This is a genomic window from Microbacterium salsuginis (genome assembly GCF_012524205.1).
Lineage (GTDB): Bacteria > Actinomycetota > Actinomycetes > Actinomycetales > Microbacteriaceae > Microbacterium > Microbacterium salsuginis.
The window spans coordinates 567,652-582,650 of record NZ_JABACI010000001.1; the positions used below are offsets into that span (position 1 = coordinate 567,652).

Genomic DNA, 14,999 nt, shown 5'->3' on the forward strand with positions numbered 1-14,999 from the left:
AAAGTCTATGCCTCCCCTGACGGCGTGCGGCGCTCGATCAGAATCGTGTCCCGCCACTGGCCCGCGTGAGGACCGATCTGAGCCTGAGCAATGCGCTCGCGCCGACCGACGACGCGGAAGCCGGCCGCTTCATGCAGCCGCAGGCTGGCGGCGTTCTCGGGGAAGATGCTGGACTGGATGGTCCAGATGCCCTCCGAGTCGGCCGCGGCGAGGAACGCGTCCAGGAGGAGCCTGCCGACGCCTCGGCCCCGCACTTCTCTGTCGATGTACACCGAATGCTCGACGACGCCCCGGTAGGCAGGGCGGGACGACACCGGGGATGCCGCGACCCAGCCCCGCACGGCATCCGATTCATCCACGGCGACGATTCGGCCCACCGACAGCCTCCCCGCGTCGAACGCCTCCCACGACGGCGTCGCCACCTCGAAAGTCGCCTCACCGTCCTCGATGCCCTGCGCGTAGATTCGCTCGACGGAGGGCCAGTCTTCCGAGGCCATGGCGCGGAGACGGATCATGAGCAACAGCCGCCGCCCTGGCCGATGTTCGTCGAGCACACTCCCGTCGCCGGGAGGACGAGCTCGACGTTCGACGCCGACGCCGCGTCGCCCGCAAGCCAGGCCGTGACCGACCGGACCTGCTCGTAGCCGGTCGCGAGGAGGAACGTCGGCGCGCGTCCGTACGATTTCATGCCGACGATGAAGAACCCCTGTTCAGGATGCTGCAGCTCACGGAACCCATGAGGCTCGACGGTGCCGCACGAGTGCACGTTCGGGTCGATGAGCGGGGCCAGCCTCTTGGGCGCTTCGACGATCTCGTCGAGTTCGAGGCGGATCTCTCGCAGCATGTCGAGGTCAGGACGGAAGCCCGTCGCATTGACGACGATGTCGGTGCGGTGCATGACGACGTCGCCATCGCGGTGACCGATCAGTTCGACGCCTTCCGCGGCGCGGCGGCCGCGAATGATCTCGAATCCGTCGAGGACCGTGATCCGACCATCGGCCACGGCGTTGTCCACGCGGCTGCCCAGACGGGCGCGATCGGCCAGCTCGTCGTCGGCGGAGGACGAGACGCGCACCGCCTGGGCGTTGCGGATCAGCCACGTGACCGTGGTGCCGGGCTCCTGACGGGCCAGCTCGACGAGTCCCAGCAGGGTGTTCGCCGCCGAGTGACCGGCACCGACGACGGTCGTGTGGCGCCCGGCGAACCGGGCACGGTCGCGGCCGAGTACATCCGGAAGGGCGGGCGCGACGGCATCCGCGACCTCACTCATTCCCAAGAGCTCCAGCCCGCTCGAAGAGAGCGAGTTGGGTGAGGTGTACGTTCCCGAGGCGTCGATCACGGCGCGCGCGGCGATCTCTTCGACCTCGCCCGCGGCGGTGCGGATCCTCACGGCGAACGGCGTCGTGGCGCGAGCCCGGGTGCGCGTGCGATCCATCCCCTCGCGCGTCACGCCGATGACCTGGACTCCGAGCCGGACCCGCGTAGCGATCTCCTCCACGTCAGCGAGAGGCGCGACGTACTGCTCGACGAGCTCGGCCCCCGTCGGTGCACGCTCGGGTTCGGGCAGCGTCCAGCCATGCTGTTCCAGAAGCCGACGGGATGCCGGGTCGACGAGGTGCTTCCACGGCGAGAACAGCCGCGTGTGACCCCACGCCCGGACACTCGCCGCCACCTCGCCTCCCGCCTCGAAGACGACGAAGTCGATGCCGCGCTCAGTCAGGTGCGCGGCGGCGGCCAGCCCGATCGGACCGGCGCCGATGATCGCGACGGGAAGCGTCGACAGACGGTCGGTGGTCACGCCGCGGGGCGTCAGGTCGAGCAGGGTCACAGCATCCTCCGAAAGATATCGATGAACTTCGATGCCCGATTCTGCAACGGTCTATTGATGCCTGTCAATATCTATTAGCATCGATATATGACCACGATGCTCGACGTGACCGACATCTCTGCCGGCACCTGCTGCGCACCGCTCGTTCGCGAGCCGCTGAGCGCTGCCGAGGCGGACCAGCTCGCAACGACCATGAAAGCACTCGCGGACCCGGCGCGCTTGCGGCTGCTGTCGATCGTGGCGGCGTCGGAGGGCGCGGAGGCCTGCGTGTGCGATCTGATCGAGCCCGTCGGATTGAGCCAGCCGACCGTGTCGCATCACCTGAAGATCCTGATGAACGCCGGCTTCCTCACGCGCAGCAAGCGCGGGACGTGGGCATACTTCAAGCTCGTGCCCGGTGCGCTGGACCGGGTCTCGCAGCTCTTCGTCGGCTCGTGAACCGCCCCGCGCGGGCTGCGGCGGGGGAATTCGTCGGCAGCGCGGGCCTTGCTGCGGTCGTCATCGGCTCCGGGATCGCCGCACAGCGCCTCTCCCCTGCCGACACCGGACTTCAGTTGTTCGAGAACGCCTTCGCCACGGCGCTCGGTCTGGCCGTCCTGATCCTGGTCTTCGCCACCGTCTCGGGCGCGCATTTCAATCCCGTAGTGACCCTCGCAGACATCGCGCTGCATCGCCGCCGGTGGTCGACGGCGGCGATCTACCTGCCCGTCCAGGTGGTCGGGTGCATCGCGGGCGCGATGCTGGCGAACGCCATGTTCGCCGAGCCCGCCGTGGCGTGGAGCACGACGGATCGCTTGTCGTGGCCGCTGCTGCTGTCGGAGGTGGTCGCGACCGCGGGTCTCGTCCTGGTCATCTTCGCCCTGGTCCGCACCGGCCGCTCACACCTCGCCGCGCCGGCCGTCGGGGCCTATATCGGCGCCGCGTACTTCTTCACGTCGTCGACGAGCTTCGCCAACCCGGCGATCACGATCGGGCGCATGTTCAGCGACACGTTCGCCGGCATCGCCCCGGCATCCGTCCTGCCGTTCATCGCCGCCCAGCTGGTGGGCGCGGCACTGGGCTGGGCCGCGGTCCGCTTCTTGTTCCCGGTCGCGGCGCCCGAGCCCGTCGTCGCCGGAGGGTGAGGGCCCGGGCGCGTGTGCGCCCGGGCCCCCTGTGGGTCAGCGTCGCGCCGCGACTGCTCGACGACGACCGATCAGCACCGCTGCGGCACCGGCGGCGACGAACAGCATTCCACCGCCGATCCAGAGCGGACTCAGCGAGCCGCCGGTCGCAGGAAGCGCCCCGACCGGAGTCTCGCCCGTTGCCGCGACGATGGTGACCGGCGTCCATCCGATCACGGTGCCGTCTGCGGCGAACACCGCGAGACGGTGCTCTCCGGGGGCGGCGTCAAGCGGCACCCGCACGGCCACGGCGCCGGCGGCGTTCACCTGCGTCCAATCGCCCCCGAGCAGCGTCGGCGTTGAGAACAGCCACGCAGCCGTCCACTGACCCGCGTAGTCCCCACCCAACTGCAGTGTGACGACCTGCCCCTGGGTGAGGGTGGTGTTGCTTAGCCCGAAGCCCGTCTCGGCCGCACCGTCGAGCTCGTCTCCCGTGCGCGGCTGAGGCGCCTCGCCCGGCTTCTGGGGGTCCTGCGGCCCACCGGTTCCCGGTTGATCGCCATCTTCGACGACCTTCAGCAGCACCGGCGGCGCCTCGATATACGAACGCCCATCCTCGAACGTGAGACGCGCGAAGATCGCCGCCCCGTCGTATTCGGTCGTCGCAGCGAACGACAGCTCCGCGTCGTGCTGACCCTCGACCAGCATCGCCACGTCGTCGCCCGGCTTCTGGACGTACCATTCCCATCGACTGAGCACGGAGTCGGGCGAAGCGGATGCCGTCAACGTGACCTCGTCGCCCTCCTGGTACTGCTCGGCCAGACCACTGATCGTCGCCTTCTCCTGCGGCGCCGCTCCGTGGTCGTCGACGTGGATGGTGGCCGTCCCACTGGTCGCGAGCAGTTCGCCCGCGGCCGATCGCAGCTCGGCCTTGACGAGAGTGCCGTCGAGCGCCTGCTGGGCTCGCACCTCATGGCTCGAGCCGGTGGCACCTTCGATCGGGACGAACTCGGCCTGATCGGGTCGCTGCCAGAGCCAACGCCACGTGTCGGTGTCGCTGGCGACCGGATCGGCCGTCGCGTTGAGGCGAATCGTGCCGCCCTGGTGATAGTGCCCGGAGAGGGAGTCCATGAGCACGAGCTGCTCGCCCGGGGCGGCATCCGTCACCCGCAGTGTCTGCGTGGACGAGGCGACCGCGTATCCGGTCGACGCATCGGCCACCTCGAGGATCAGGTAGGAGTTGTCCATTCCCTCGGTGATGGGCACTGAGACCGCCGGCGACGTGGCGCCCTCGATCGCCTCCCATCCGCCACCGAGCTGGAGGTACCACTGGTACGCCAGCCCGTCGCGGGCGGGATGCAGATCGGAACTCGCCTCTACCGTGTCGCCGACGCGGTAGACCGACTGGATGCCCGAGACCTGCAGCTCGCGGTCCTGGATGGTCGTCGACATCGCCGCCGAGCGCCCGACGAGTGCGCCGTCGGCGTCGATGATCTCGTACGCGAACTCGCTGTAGCCGAAGACCGCGGGGTCGATGAGATACGGGTTCCCCCCGAGCGGGGTGTTCCACTCGGACGTCGCACTCCAGGTCATGACGTACGGTGTCGGACGTGCGACCCAGCGGCCGATCTCGCCGTCCGCGAGCGGACGATGGTCGACGGTCACCTCGATGTCGTCGCCGCGGTAGTACGACTCCGCGAGAGGGGTCACGGCGATGGCTTCTCCCTCACCGACGTTCGGACCCTCCACATTCACCGTGTACCAGCCCGTCTGCTGGACCGTCTTGCGGTCGGCATCGACGATCCTCACCGAGACCTGTGTCCCGTCGAAGGCCACCGTGGCGTCTCTGGTGATGCGCTCGGTGCCGGTGAGGGCGGCGCTGGTGTACTCCGTCAGACCCTCGCCCGAACGAACCAACCATCGCCACTGCTGACCCTCGGCGAGGGTCGCGCCACCGACGCGGAGGTCGATGATCTCGCCGGCGCGGTAGCTATCGGCCAGGCCGTAGACACCGAACTCCTCTTCGGCTCCCTCCTCCGTCACGGTGACGGTCACCGCCGCCGACGTCGACACCGACGCGAGGTTCGCAACCTCGGGAACGAAGCGCGCCGTCAGCGCGCGCGTTCCGAGACCGAGCGAACTCGTGACGAAGGATGCCGTGCCGTCCACGACAGGCTCGTGTCCGAGGACGGTCTCACCGTCGAGGAACTCGACGTATCCGACCGCACCGGCCGGCGACACGGTGGCGTCGAGCGCGACTGCTTCACCGAGCACCGCCGTCGCTGTGCTCGCGCTCAGGGACGTCGCGGTGGCCACCGCCTCGGGAGCATCCCCGACGACGAACGTGTACGTCGCCCGGTCGGTCTGGGACTGACCGCCGACCGTGACCGCACCCTCGACCGTAATCTCGTACGTGCCGGCAGCGGTGAAAGCCCAGTTGGCGTGCATGTGGGTGCGACCGACATCGAACGTCTTGAACTCTTCGTCCGACGACCAGAGCCGGTTCGGAGTGCCGAATCCGCCGATTGTGAACAGCTCGAGATCGCCCGGTCCCTGCACATCCACGAGCGTGAACGACGTCTTGTCGCCGTCCACCCCGCTCGGGGCGATCGACTCGGTGGAGAATCCGGGCCAGAGTCGTCCCGTTGCGTTTGGGTTCGATTCCGGTGCGATCCAGACCGTCGAGCCGCCCGGCGCGATGAACTCGAAGCCACCGGCCGGCAGTTCCATCTGTGCCGCGTTCTCGAGATGGAACCAGATGTCGTCAGGCTCGAAGCGCGTGCCGTTGCCCTCGGGAACGTCGGCCTTGCTGCCCAGCGTGAGCCGGCCGTCGTCGAGGAACGTCGAGACGGCGTCGGTGTGGATGCCGGCGATGACTCGGTTGTCGTCTGGTGCCGGTGCTGGGCCTTCCGCGGCGACGGCCGCGCCGGTCGGCAGCACGACGGCGGCGGCGGCGACGGCCAGTGCCGTCAGCACTGCCGCCGATCTGCGTCGGGGTGGGGAATCGGTGATCACGGGGATCGTCCTTTCTTCTGGTGTCATGTCCGGGTTTCTCGGCTCACGGGATCGCGGCGTACTGTTCCGCGGCTGCAGCGACGCGGTTGTTGTACTCGACGCTGGGGTTGTACGCCGAGATGGCGGCGATCCAGCGGTCGGGAGCGGTCAGATCGCCCCCGACGTCGCACAGGTAGACAGCCGCAGCGAGCGCGGCGTCGTCGATCTGGTGGATGTCGGTCTCACCGTCGCGATCGCCGTCCTGGGCATACGCCGCCCACGTCTCGGGGATGAATTGCATCGGCCCGACCGCGCGATCCCACGTGACGTCACCGTCGAGGCGCCCGTCGTCGGTATCGCTGATCGCCTCCGTGCCGTTGCCGTCGAGCGGGATGCCGATGATCGAGGGCCGCGCCACACCGTCCGTGCCGATCGCCGAGCCGTCGATGGTGCCGTGCTCAGATTCGACGAGCCCGATGCCCGCGAGGGTGTTCCAACCGAGACCGCATCCCGGGTGCGTGTCGGCCACCGACAAGGCCGCGCCGGCATACGCGAGCAGAGCGCGCTCGGGAATCCCGGCGTCGCGTGAGATCCGCTCCACCCAGCGCTCGTCGGGGCGTGCGGTGGCGGCATCCGTCTGCCGTCGTTGGGTCGGGTGCGCCTCTGTCGCACGCGCGGTCGACGAGGGGGCGGTCGACGGCGTCGGCGCGGCCGCACTCGAGTTCGCGTCGGCCGGCCCGGTCGGCCAGACCGCGGCGGTCAGCGCACCCATTCCCAGCACCGCGAGGACGATCGTCGTCGTCGCCCACATCCACGGGAAACGACGCGGCGGCGGAGGCTCGACGGATGCCTGAGCCGGCCCGGCGTCGACGAGATCGTCGAAGCTCTCATTCGTATCGGTCATCGCGCGACTCCCGTCAGCGCCTGATCGACCGGCTCTTCGTCGGCGAGTGCCTCGTCCCGTCTCGCAGCCGTGGTGACGCGGAGTCTGGCCGGACGCACACGCGCCTTGAACACCAGCCCCTGTCGCGGCGCGAAGAACCACGCGAGGAGGAACGCCGCGGTCAGCACCAGCACGATCGTGCCGCCGGTGGGAAGATCCCAAGACCACGACAGATACAGACCGACGAGGGCCGAGAGTCCGCCGACGAGCGGCGAGAGGAACATCATCATGCCGAGGCGATCCGTCAGCAGCCTCGCCGTGGCTGCCGGGGTGATGAGCAGCGCGAGCACGAGGATGTTGCCGATCGTCTGCACGCTGATCACGACCGCGAGCGTCACCAGCACGTACAGCACGAGATCCAGCCAGAACACCCGTACTCCCATCGCGAGCGCCGACTCGCGGTCGAGACTGATGGTCACGAGCTCCTTGTGGAGCGCGAAGACCACACCGAGGACGAGGACGCCGGTCGCGGCGACGACATACAGGTCGGAGTCGGGGATGCCGGTGATCGCCCCGAACAGGAACTGCTGCAGCGACCCGGCGTAACCGGGCGCTTGCGAGATGATGACGATGCCGAGGGCGAAGGCGGCGACGAAGAACACGCCGATGACGGAGTCCTCCTTCAGGCGCCTGTTCTGCGAGAACACCGCGATGAGTACCGCCGTGAGAATGCCCGCGAGCGTGCCGCCCAGGATGAGGTTGCCCGAGACGACGAAGGCCACCGCCAGACCCGGGAACACCGCGTGGGCCACGGCATCGCCGATGAAGGCCATGCCGCGCAGGACGACGTAAGTGCCGACGACGCCGCACACGATCGCCGACATGACGGCGACGGCGAGCGCCTTGGGGAGGAAGGCGAGGTCGGGATTGAAGAGGTCGGCGAGGAAGTCCAGCGGGTTCATCGTCACGCCGCCTTCAGCATGCGCAGCAGAGCCGAATCGGCGGCGACCCCGAACGCCGACATCCACAGGGCAGGATCGGCTGCGAGCTTCTGCGGGCTGTCCGTGGCGACAACGGTGCGGTTGAGCAGGGCGATCCGGTCGCACGTGTACAGCGCGGAGGGGATGTCGTGCGTGGTCATGAGCACGGCTCGGCCTTCGCGCGCGAGCTGGGCGAAGAGCTCCGACAGCAGATCCTGCGTCGGCATATCGAGGCCGGTGAACGGCTCGTCCAGCAGCAGCACCGCCGGCTGCAGCACGAGCGCGCGTGCCACGAGCACCCGCTGCCGCTGCCCGCCCGACAGCTGTCCGACCGGTCTCTCGGCGAGGTCCGTCATGCGCACGCGGTGCAGGGCGTCGGCGACCGCTTCCCATTCGGCGGCGCCGGTGCGCCGCAGTACCCCGAGACGCCCGGTCAGCCCGGTGGCGACGACCTCGGCGACGCTGATCGGAAAGTCCCACGCGAAGTCGTGGCGCTGCGGCACGTAGCCCAGCGAGGACCGCCCGGGTTTCGATGGGCGGCCTTCGACGAGAACCTGCCCGCTGGACGGGCGCACGAGCCCGAGGATCGTGCGCAGCAGGGTGGTCTTCCCGGCCCCGTTCGGACCGAGAAGTCCCACGAGTTCGCCTCGCTCGACCATGAGGCTCACGTCATGCAGGACGGGTCGTCCCGCGAGCTCGACGTCGACGTCGGTCACCTCGAGTGTCGCCGCGGTCATCGCGCCGTCTCCTCGTGCGTGCCGTCTGCTCCGGATGCCGGCGCCGAAGCGAGCGCGCGGCGGCGAGCGCCGCGACTCCGAAGCACGGCCACGGCGATCCCGACGATGAGGCCCGCTGCGACGACGCCGATGGCGCCGAGCAGGAGCGGCACGAGGGGATCTCTCGCAGTTTCGGAAGAGTCTGCAACGGCGGTGCCGGCGGCTTCCGCGGCAGGCGGGGTCGCGGTCGGTGACGGGTCCGCGCCGTCGCCCTGCCACGGGGCCGCGAGTGCCTCGGCCGGATCGGTGGCGGATCCGACGGCGAAACGAAGCACTCGACTGTCACTGACCGTCGTTCCGTCGATGAGGTCGGCGGAGGACTGGACCCGGACGAGGTAGACGCCCGGCTCGGTGAACACCCAGTTCGCGTGCGTGTGCGTGTTGACGTCGACCCAGGCTTCCTGGGAGTCCGTGACGCGGGAGTCGAAGAGCACCTGGGGCTCGCCGAACGAGCCGGACTGAAGGTACGTCGTCATGATCCCCGGTCCCTGCACGCCGGTGAGCGAGAGCGTCACTCCTCGGTCGATCGCCTGCATGACCTCCGGATCCTGCGTGTTCCACCCGAGCCAGACCACATCCGGGTGCTGCGTCTGCGGCACGACCCACACCGTCTCGCCGGGGCCGGCCCCGACGAATTCATAGGCGCTGTCATCGGGAACCGTGAGCTGCCCCGCGTCCAGCACATGAAGAACGGTCTGCTCGGGGTGCCGCCACACGCTGGCAGCGTTCGCATCCGCCCTCGCGGCGTCGTCGTGGATGAGGAACGACCATCGACCGTCGACGAATTTCGGGCCCATGTCGACATGGCCGGCGTCCAGGACGTGGGCACCCTCCACGACAGCCATATCGGCGTCGAGCGTTTGATCCAGCCCGTCGTCGTCGGTCGCGGCCCCTGAGACGGTCAGCACGGCGGTGAGGGCGAGGACGGCCGCGACGCGGACCGACGGGGACGACAGCCTGGGCAGCAATGATGCGTTCATGTCGGGTGGGTATCGATCTTTCGGTGAGAGGATGCTGCGGCCGACGTCATCCGGCGAGGCATCGGTGCAGGGAGTCGGCGTTGAAGCGCAGGAGCTGCGTGTAGCTGGTGACGGTGTCGTCGAAGGCGTCGCCGTAGATCAGACACACCTCCACGTCCTGCTCGGCGGCCAGTTCCGTCAGCGCGGACGCGCGCGCCGCGTGGTTGGGCTCGAGGAAGACGGCGGGAATGCGCAGCGTCTGGAGGGTCTCGGTGAGCTTCCTCCGGTCGGCGATCGACGGCTCGGTTGCCGGGTTCGGTGTGACGAACCCGGCGATCTCGACGTCGTAGGCCTCGGCGAGATAGCCGAATGCATCGTGAGAGGTGACGAGGTACCGGCGGGAGGACGGGATGTCGGCGATCGTGGCGCGCACATAGGCGTCGACCTCCTCCAGCTCCGAGAGGTACGCAGCAGCGTTGTCGCGGTAGGCCGCGGCATTCGGCGGATCGGCGTCGATAAGCGTGTCGCGGATGAGCTGCACGTACGCCATTCCGTTGCGAGCGTTCTGCCACAGGTGAGGATCGATCTCGCCGTGGACGTGCTTTCCGAGCACCGCCTGAGGGAGCTGATAGATCTGCGCGCCCGGTCGCCCGAGGAAGCCGAACGCCGCCCCGACGGGAACCTCGGCGAGCGCTCGCGGCGGCACGTCGATCACGACGTCGGCCGCGTCGAGCGTTCGCTGACTGTGATCGTCTCCCCCGGCGGGATCGTGGCGGACGACGAGAGCCTCACGATCGAGGTCGACCGTCATGTCGGCGTGCCCGTCGTCCAGCACGACCGCGTCGGGAACGCCCGCTTCCGCAGGATCGACGCCGACAGCGAAGGTGAACGTCGAGGTCGCGAGGTCGTGCGGGCGCGACAGATCGTCCACCTGGATCCGGGAGGAGAAGGTGAGACGGTAGATCCCCGGCGCGGAGAATGCCCACGACATGTGGGTGTGGGCGTCCGTCGGGAGGGTCATCGTGTCGTGGCGGTACCCGTCGGCGGCGTCGAAGCCGTCGCTCGAGTCGAAATACACGTCGGTGTCACCGAACGTGCCCGTCAGATACGCGAAGACATCGCCCGGGCCCTCGGCGTCCGTCATCGACACCATCACGCTCGACGACCGGGTCGCTCCGAAGCGCTCCCCGGTGCCGTCCGACCGCATGCCGAGCCAGAGCGTGTCGAGGTTCACGTTCTCGACGAGCGGGATGATCTCCGCTGCGTACTTCACCGCTTCCTCGGCCAGCGAAACGGATACAGCCTCGGGCCGGAGATTCGCGTCGAGCGTCTTTATGATGTTGTGCTCCTCCAGCAACGCGTAGTTGCTGAAAGCCACGTCGGCGTAGACCGCGTTTCGGGCGTCCCGCAGAGTCGGTTCATACGTGTGCGGGTCGGCGCCATCCGGAACCAGCGACGCGACGTCGACATGAGCGCCGCCGACCTGCTCGGCCATGTCGCGCAGCAACCCGGTCGTGGTGAGCACTTGGAGGTTTCGGCCGTCCGCAGCGAGCACGGGCTTCGCCCCGCAGCCGCTCAGGATCAGGGCCGCTGCCGCCGATACCGCGACGGCCGCGGACCGGTACCGTCTCACGAGGTCCTGCCCGACGGCTGGATCAGCGCACGCCGCCAGGCGAAGCCGCACGCCGCGGCGGCCAGCAGCAGCAGCGCTCCGAGGACGCCGAGCAGAGTCGGCGTCGCGGCGCCGCGCGAGGCGGCAATGACCGCCTCGGGGTCCGCGCCGTCGGCCTGCGGTCCGGATCCGGAATCCGAAGGGTCGACGGCCCACGCGGCGAGGCCGACCGGTGACTGCACCGCCGATTGCAGCTGCCCGCTGTCGTCGTCGGTGAGAGCCAGCACTGCCGGGGCTCCACAGACACCGCCGGTCGCCGAGCGGGGATCGACGTCGCCGACCACGATCGTCATGGTCTCGGTGTCGGAGCTGACGCTCCCGTCGGCGAGGGTCATCGTCTGGGTCGAGGTGATGCGGTACACGCCCTCGGCCGTGAAGGCCCAGTTGGCATGCGCATGGACCCCGAGGGGGATGCCGTAGGTCCCGCCCCCGTCGAACACCATCTGCTGCACGCCACCGAATGAGCCGGACAGGTACACCTTGACGGCGCCGGGGCCGTTGACAGCATCGATGGTCCAGCGCACCGGGCCGCGGGCGTTGCCGGCGTTGAGCGACTCGGTATTCCACCCCAGCCAGATCAGCTCGGCGTTCTGCGTCTGCGGAACCTGCCACACGGTCTGACCGGGCGCGCCGATCTGACCGAAGCCGGCGGGAAGCGCCACCCGTGCCGACGGCTTCAGCCACAGCACCGTGCCCGCGGGCTCGCGGTAGACCTTGCTCCCCGACGTGTCGTCACCGATCAGCGACTGCAGCCGTCCGTCGACGAGGCGGCTCGCGTAGTCGATGTGCCCCGCGGAGAGGATCGTCGCGGCAGCGGTGCACTGCGTCGCCGCCACCTCCTGCACGGGAGGGGCAACGGCGCCTGGGGTCCCATCGACGGGAGGAGGCGGCGATGGCACGGTACCGGGGTCCGGTTCGACCGAGTCCGCGCACGCCACAGGATCGAGATCCACCACGTCAACTGTTCCGACCGCGACGGTCAGGACGAACGACTCGGATGCCGCCCGTCCGTCGCTGAGCTGTGCGGCGCGCTGCATCGCGAGGCAGTAGACGCCTTCGGCCGAGAATGCCCATGAGCCATGGGCATGGGTGTTCTTCGGGATGGTGAACGCGTCCGCACTGGAGACCCCATCGCGAGAGTTCAGGAGCACACGCGGCTGACCGAACGAGTCGGACTCGTAGAGCGCGAACTCGCCTGGCCCTTCGATGTCGGCCAGCGACCAGGCGACACCGCCCGACGTCGCACCGCTGGGAATGGACTCCGTCGACCATCCCGGCCACAGCAGGCCCTCTTGCTGGGTCTGCGAGACCTGGAAGAAGGAGGAGCCCGCAGGTCCGAGGAAGTCCCACGCAGCACCGGTCGGAACCGTCGCCGTGGCGTGTGGAAGGATCTGCAGCACTGTGTCACCGGGATCGCGCCAGACCGGATCAGATGATTCGGTGGTGTCCTTGATCCGCGAGACGAGCCGGTCCGCCTCCAGCGTCGCCGCCACGTCGACGTGCCCGTCGTTGAGCACGACCGCCCCGTGATCGTTGATCGTCCCGTTTCGGACATCCCATTGACCGGGGGCCGGCGTGGGGCTCGGTGTCGGCGTCGCGGTGGGCTCGCGAGTCGGGGTCGCGGTGGGCTCGGGAGTCGGGGTCGGAGTATGGGTCGGAACCGGCGTGTGCGTCGACTCTGGCGTGAGGGTCGGCGTCGGCTCGGGGGTCAGAGGCACACCGAGCGCGGCGGCGCCGCACGTGAGCGCGCCGACGATGAGGGCGGAACTGACGGCGAACAAGCGCCGGCCGTGGCGAGACGGGAGGGGCATCACGGAATCTCAGATCAGGTGGATGAGAGTGAGAATCATTCTCATTAATCATCTTGTGGCGCATGTCCTCTGACTGTCAAATCCGCGCGGTGCATTGTGTCGCGGTGCCGGCGCGTCCGTGGCCTAGTGTCATGTCATGGCGACGACCGCGACGGCGTACCTCACCGGCTTCGGTCGATATCTCCCCGGCGATCCGGTCGACAACGACGGCATCGCGTCGCGGCTCGGCGGCGACGACCCTGTGACGGAACGGATCCGGCGCCGTGTGCTCGATGCCAACGGCATCCGGCAGCGGCACTATGCACTCGACGAGCACGGCGAGCCGACCGAGCTCAACGAGGAACTGGCGGTCAAGGCGCTGCGTGCGGCGCTGGCGGATCGAGGCATCGACGCGGCGGATCTGCGGATGCTGGCCTGCGCCACGACGATGGGCGATGTACTCGTGCCCGGTTTCGCTTCCATGGTGCATGGCCGTCTCGGCGGTGGGCCGATGCAGCTGCTGTCAGCGTCCGGAGTGTGCGCTTCAAGCCTTGCCGCACTGGACGCCGCGGTCAGCAAGATCCGCCTCGGCGACCACCCGCGGGCCGCCGTCGTCGGCTCGGAACTGGCCAGCCGCAGCCTGCGTCAGCGCCGGTATGACGGCATCCGGGCCGGCATGGACTCTCACTTCCTGCGTTGGATGCTCTCGGACGGCGCAGGCGCCGTCGTCGTGGAGTTCCAGCCGCACCCGACGAGACCATCGCTGCGCGTCGACTGGGTGCGGCAGGTCTCGCTCGCGCACGAATACGACGTCTGCATGCGGGCGGGGATGAGCGGCGTCGATCCCGTCGTGGGCCGCACGTGGCAGGACGTCGACATCGCCGAGGCGGACGCTGAGGGCATGTTCCTGCTGCGGCAGGACGTGAGCGTCCTGGACGATCTCGCGGATGCCGGCATCCGTCAGTTCGAGGAGCTCGTCGACATCGGACTCGTCGACGTCCGTCACCTCGACCACGTCATCTGTCACTACAGCACGAACGCGTTCCGCGACGTCGCGTTCGATGCACTGCGCCGTCGGGTGCCCACCCTCGACACCGACCGCTGGTTCTCCAACCTCGAGACGCGCGGAAACACCGGATCGGCGAGCATCTTCATCGCCCTCGAGGAGGCATGGAGCAGCGGCCGCTTCGCGCCCGGCGACACCGTCCTGCTGGCAGTTCCCGAGTCCGGCCGGTTCTCGTTCGCCTTCGCCCACCTGACGGTGGTCGCGCCACCCTCATCGCAAGGAGCCCCGACGTGACGATCAGCTCGACCACGAACACCCACACCACCACCACCGGCGACGCTTCGACCTCCGGTACCGACACGCTGTTCGAACGCCTCGCCGAGGTCTGGACCGAGCTCGAAGAGCACCTGGACCGCGTGCCCGTGCTGAGCCGGCTCGCCGAGGGCACCGTGACCCTCGACGACTACAAGCGCCTGCTGTTCAACCTGCGCCAGCAGGTGGTCGACGGCTCGCCCTGGATCTCGCGGGCCGCCTCCAACTTCGACATCGACCACTTCGAGCTGCGCGCGGCAGCGATCCGTCACGCCGAGGAGGAGCACCGCGACTATCTCATGATCGAGCGCGACTACGTCGCCGTGGGCGGCTCGCTCGACGAGCTGCGCTCCGGCCGCAAGAACGTCGGGTCCGAAGCGCTCTCGGGCTACATGTTCCATTACGCGGACCGGCCCAACCCGGTCGGGCTGCTCGGGGCGATGTTCATCATCGAGGGGCTGGGCGCTCAGCGTGCGGCCGGATGGGCCGCCCGGTTCCAGGAGGTGCTGGGACTCGCCGACAGCCAGGTCCACTTCATGACGTACCACCAGGAGGCCGACAGCGCGCACACCGGCGACCTCGAGGCCATCCTCACCTCGGGCCTGATCGACGATGGCGCAGCGGACGAGATCGTGCGCTGCGCGCAGGTGGTGGCGCGGCTGTATGCGCTGCAGCTGGAAGAACTGGATCGCTGAC

General features: G+C 68.9%; 13 protein-coding genes. 4 read left to right on the forward strand and 9 right to left on the reverse strand.

Annotated elements, in window-relative coordinates; translation table 11 throughout:
- Positions 1 to 5: 5 nt before the first annotated feature.
- Both HF576_RS02775 and HF576_RS02780 read right to left on the reverse strand, forming a co-directional pair.
- Positions 6 to 515 carry a GNAT family N-acetyltransferase gene (locus HF576_RS02775; protein ID WP_168911241.1) on the reverse strand — a complete coding sequence of 170 codons (510 nt, stop codon included), beginning with the start codon at positions 513 to 515 and terminating at the stop codon, positions 6 to 8.
- The gene (locus HF576_RS02780; protein WP_168911242.1) at positions 512 to 1,828 is read right to left on the reverse strand and encodes an FAD-dependent oxidoreductase; all 1,317 of its coding nucleotides are present in this window, start codon (positions 1,826 to 1,828) and stop codon (positions 512 to 514) included. The genes HF576_RS02775 and HF576_RS02780 overlap by 4 nt, the downstream gene beginning before the upstream one ends.
- 87 nt (positions 1,829 to 1,915) lie before the next feature.
- Here HF576_RS02780 and HF576_RS02785 point away from each other — a divergent pair, with 87 nt between their 5' ends.
- Both HF576_RS02785 and HF576_RS02790 read left to right on the forward strand, forming a co-directional pair.
- Positions 1,916 to 2,266 carry an ArsR/SmtB family transcription factor gene (locus HF576_RS02785; RefSeq protein ID WP_168911243.1) on the forward strand — a complete coding sequence of 117 codons (351 nt, stop codon included), beginning with the start codon at positions 1,916 to 1,918 and terminating at the stop codon, positions 2,264 to 2,266.
- Positions 2,263 to 2,952: an aquaporin gene (locus HF576_RS02790; protein WP_168911244.1), complete on the forward strand. Its 690-nt coding sequence runs from the start codon at positions 2,263 to 2,265 to the stop codon at positions 2,950 to 2,952. The genes HF576_RS02785 and HF576_RS02790 overlap by 4 nt, the downstream gene beginning before the upstream one ends.
- 36 nt (positions 2,953 to 2,988) lie before the next feature.
- Here HF576_RS02790 and HF576_RS02795 read toward each other — a convergent pair whose 3' ends face one another.
- Genes HF576_RS02795 through HF576_RS02825 form a run of 7 tightly spaced genes read right to left on the reverse strand, consistent with a single transcriptional unit; the run spans position 2,989 to position 13,006 of the window.
- Positions 2,989 to 5,973: a choice-of-anchor M domain-containing protein gene (locus HF576_RS02795; protein WP_168911245.1), complete on the reverse strand. Its 2,985-nt coding sequence runs from the start codon at positions 5,971 to 5,973 to the stop codon at positions 2,989 to 2,991.
- A 16-nt stretch (positions 5,974 to 5,989) separates the two neighbouring features.
- The gene (locus HF576_RS02800) at positions 5,990 to 6,829 is read right to left on the reverse strand and encodes a lytic murein transglycosylase (RefSeq protein ID WP_240948621.1); all 840 of its coding nucleotides are present in this window, start codon (positions 6,827 to 6,829) and stop codon (positions 5,990 to 5,992) included.
- Positions 6,826 to 7,770 carry an anchored repeat-type ABC transporter permease subunit gene (locus HF576_RS02805; RefSeq protein ID WP_168912041.1) on the reverse strand — a complete coding sequence of 315 codons (945 nt, stop codon included), beginning with the start codon at positions 7,768 to 7,770 and terminating at the stop codon, positions 6,826 to 6,828. Before HF576_RS02805 ends, HF576_RS02800 begins: the two co-directional genes overlap by 4 nt.
- A 2-nt stretch (positions 7,771 to 7,772) precedes the next feature.
- On the reverse strand, positions 7,773 to 8,525 hold the full coding sequence (locus HF576_RS02810) for an anchored repeat-type ABC transporter ATP-binding subunit (RefSeq protein ID WP_168911246.1): 753 nt from the start codon (positions 8,523 to 8,525) through the stop codon (positions 7,773 to 7,775).
- Positions 8,522 to 9,544 carry a choice-of-anchor M domain-containing protein gene (locus HF576_RS02815; protein WP_168911247.1) on the reverse strand — a complete coding sequence of 341 codons (1,023 nt, stop codon included), beginning with the start codon at positions 9,542 to 9,544 and terminating at the stop codon, positions 8,522 to 8,524. Before HF576_RS02815 ends, HF576_RS02810 begins: the two co-directional genes overlap by 4 nt.
- 46 nt (positions 9,545 to 9,590) lie before the next feature.
- Positions 9,591 to 11,156 carry an anchored repeat ABC transporter, substrate-binding protein gene (locus HF576_RS02820; RefSeq protein WP_343234152.1) on the reverse strand — a complete coding sequence of 522 codons (1,566 nt, stop codon included), beginning with the start codon at positions 11,154 to 11,156 and terminating at the stop codon, positions 9,591 to 9,593.
- On the reverse strand, positions 11,153 to 13,006 hold the full coding sequence (locus HF576_RS02825; protein WP_168911248.1) for a TIGR03773 family transporter-associated surface protein: 1,854 nt from the start codon (positions 13,004 to 13,006) through the stop codon (positions 11,153 to 11,155). Before HF576_RS02825 ends, HF576_RS02820 begins: the two co-directional genes overlap by 4 nt.
- A gap of 136 nt (positions 13,007 to 13,142) precedes the next feature.
- On the opposite strand from HF576_RS02825, the gene HF576_RS02830 reads away from it, so the two are divergent.
- Complete coding sequence (locus tag HF576_RS02830) at positions 13,143 to 14,285, forward strand: 3-oxoacyl-[acyl-carrier-protein] synthase III C-terminal domain-containing protein (protein WP_168911249.1); 1,143 nt, start codon at positions 13,143 to 13,145, stop codon at positions 14,283 to 14,285.
- Positions 14,282 to 14,998 carry an iron-containing redox enzyme family protein gene (locus tag HF576_RS20685; protein WP_168911250.1) on the forward strand — a complete coding sequence of 239 codons (717 nt, stop codon included), beginning with the start codon at positions 14,282 to 14,284 and terminating at the stop codon, positions 14,996 to 14,998. Before HF576_RS02830 ends, HF576_RS20685 begins: the two co-directional genes overlap by 4 nt.
- Position 14,999: the final 1 nt, after the last annotated feature.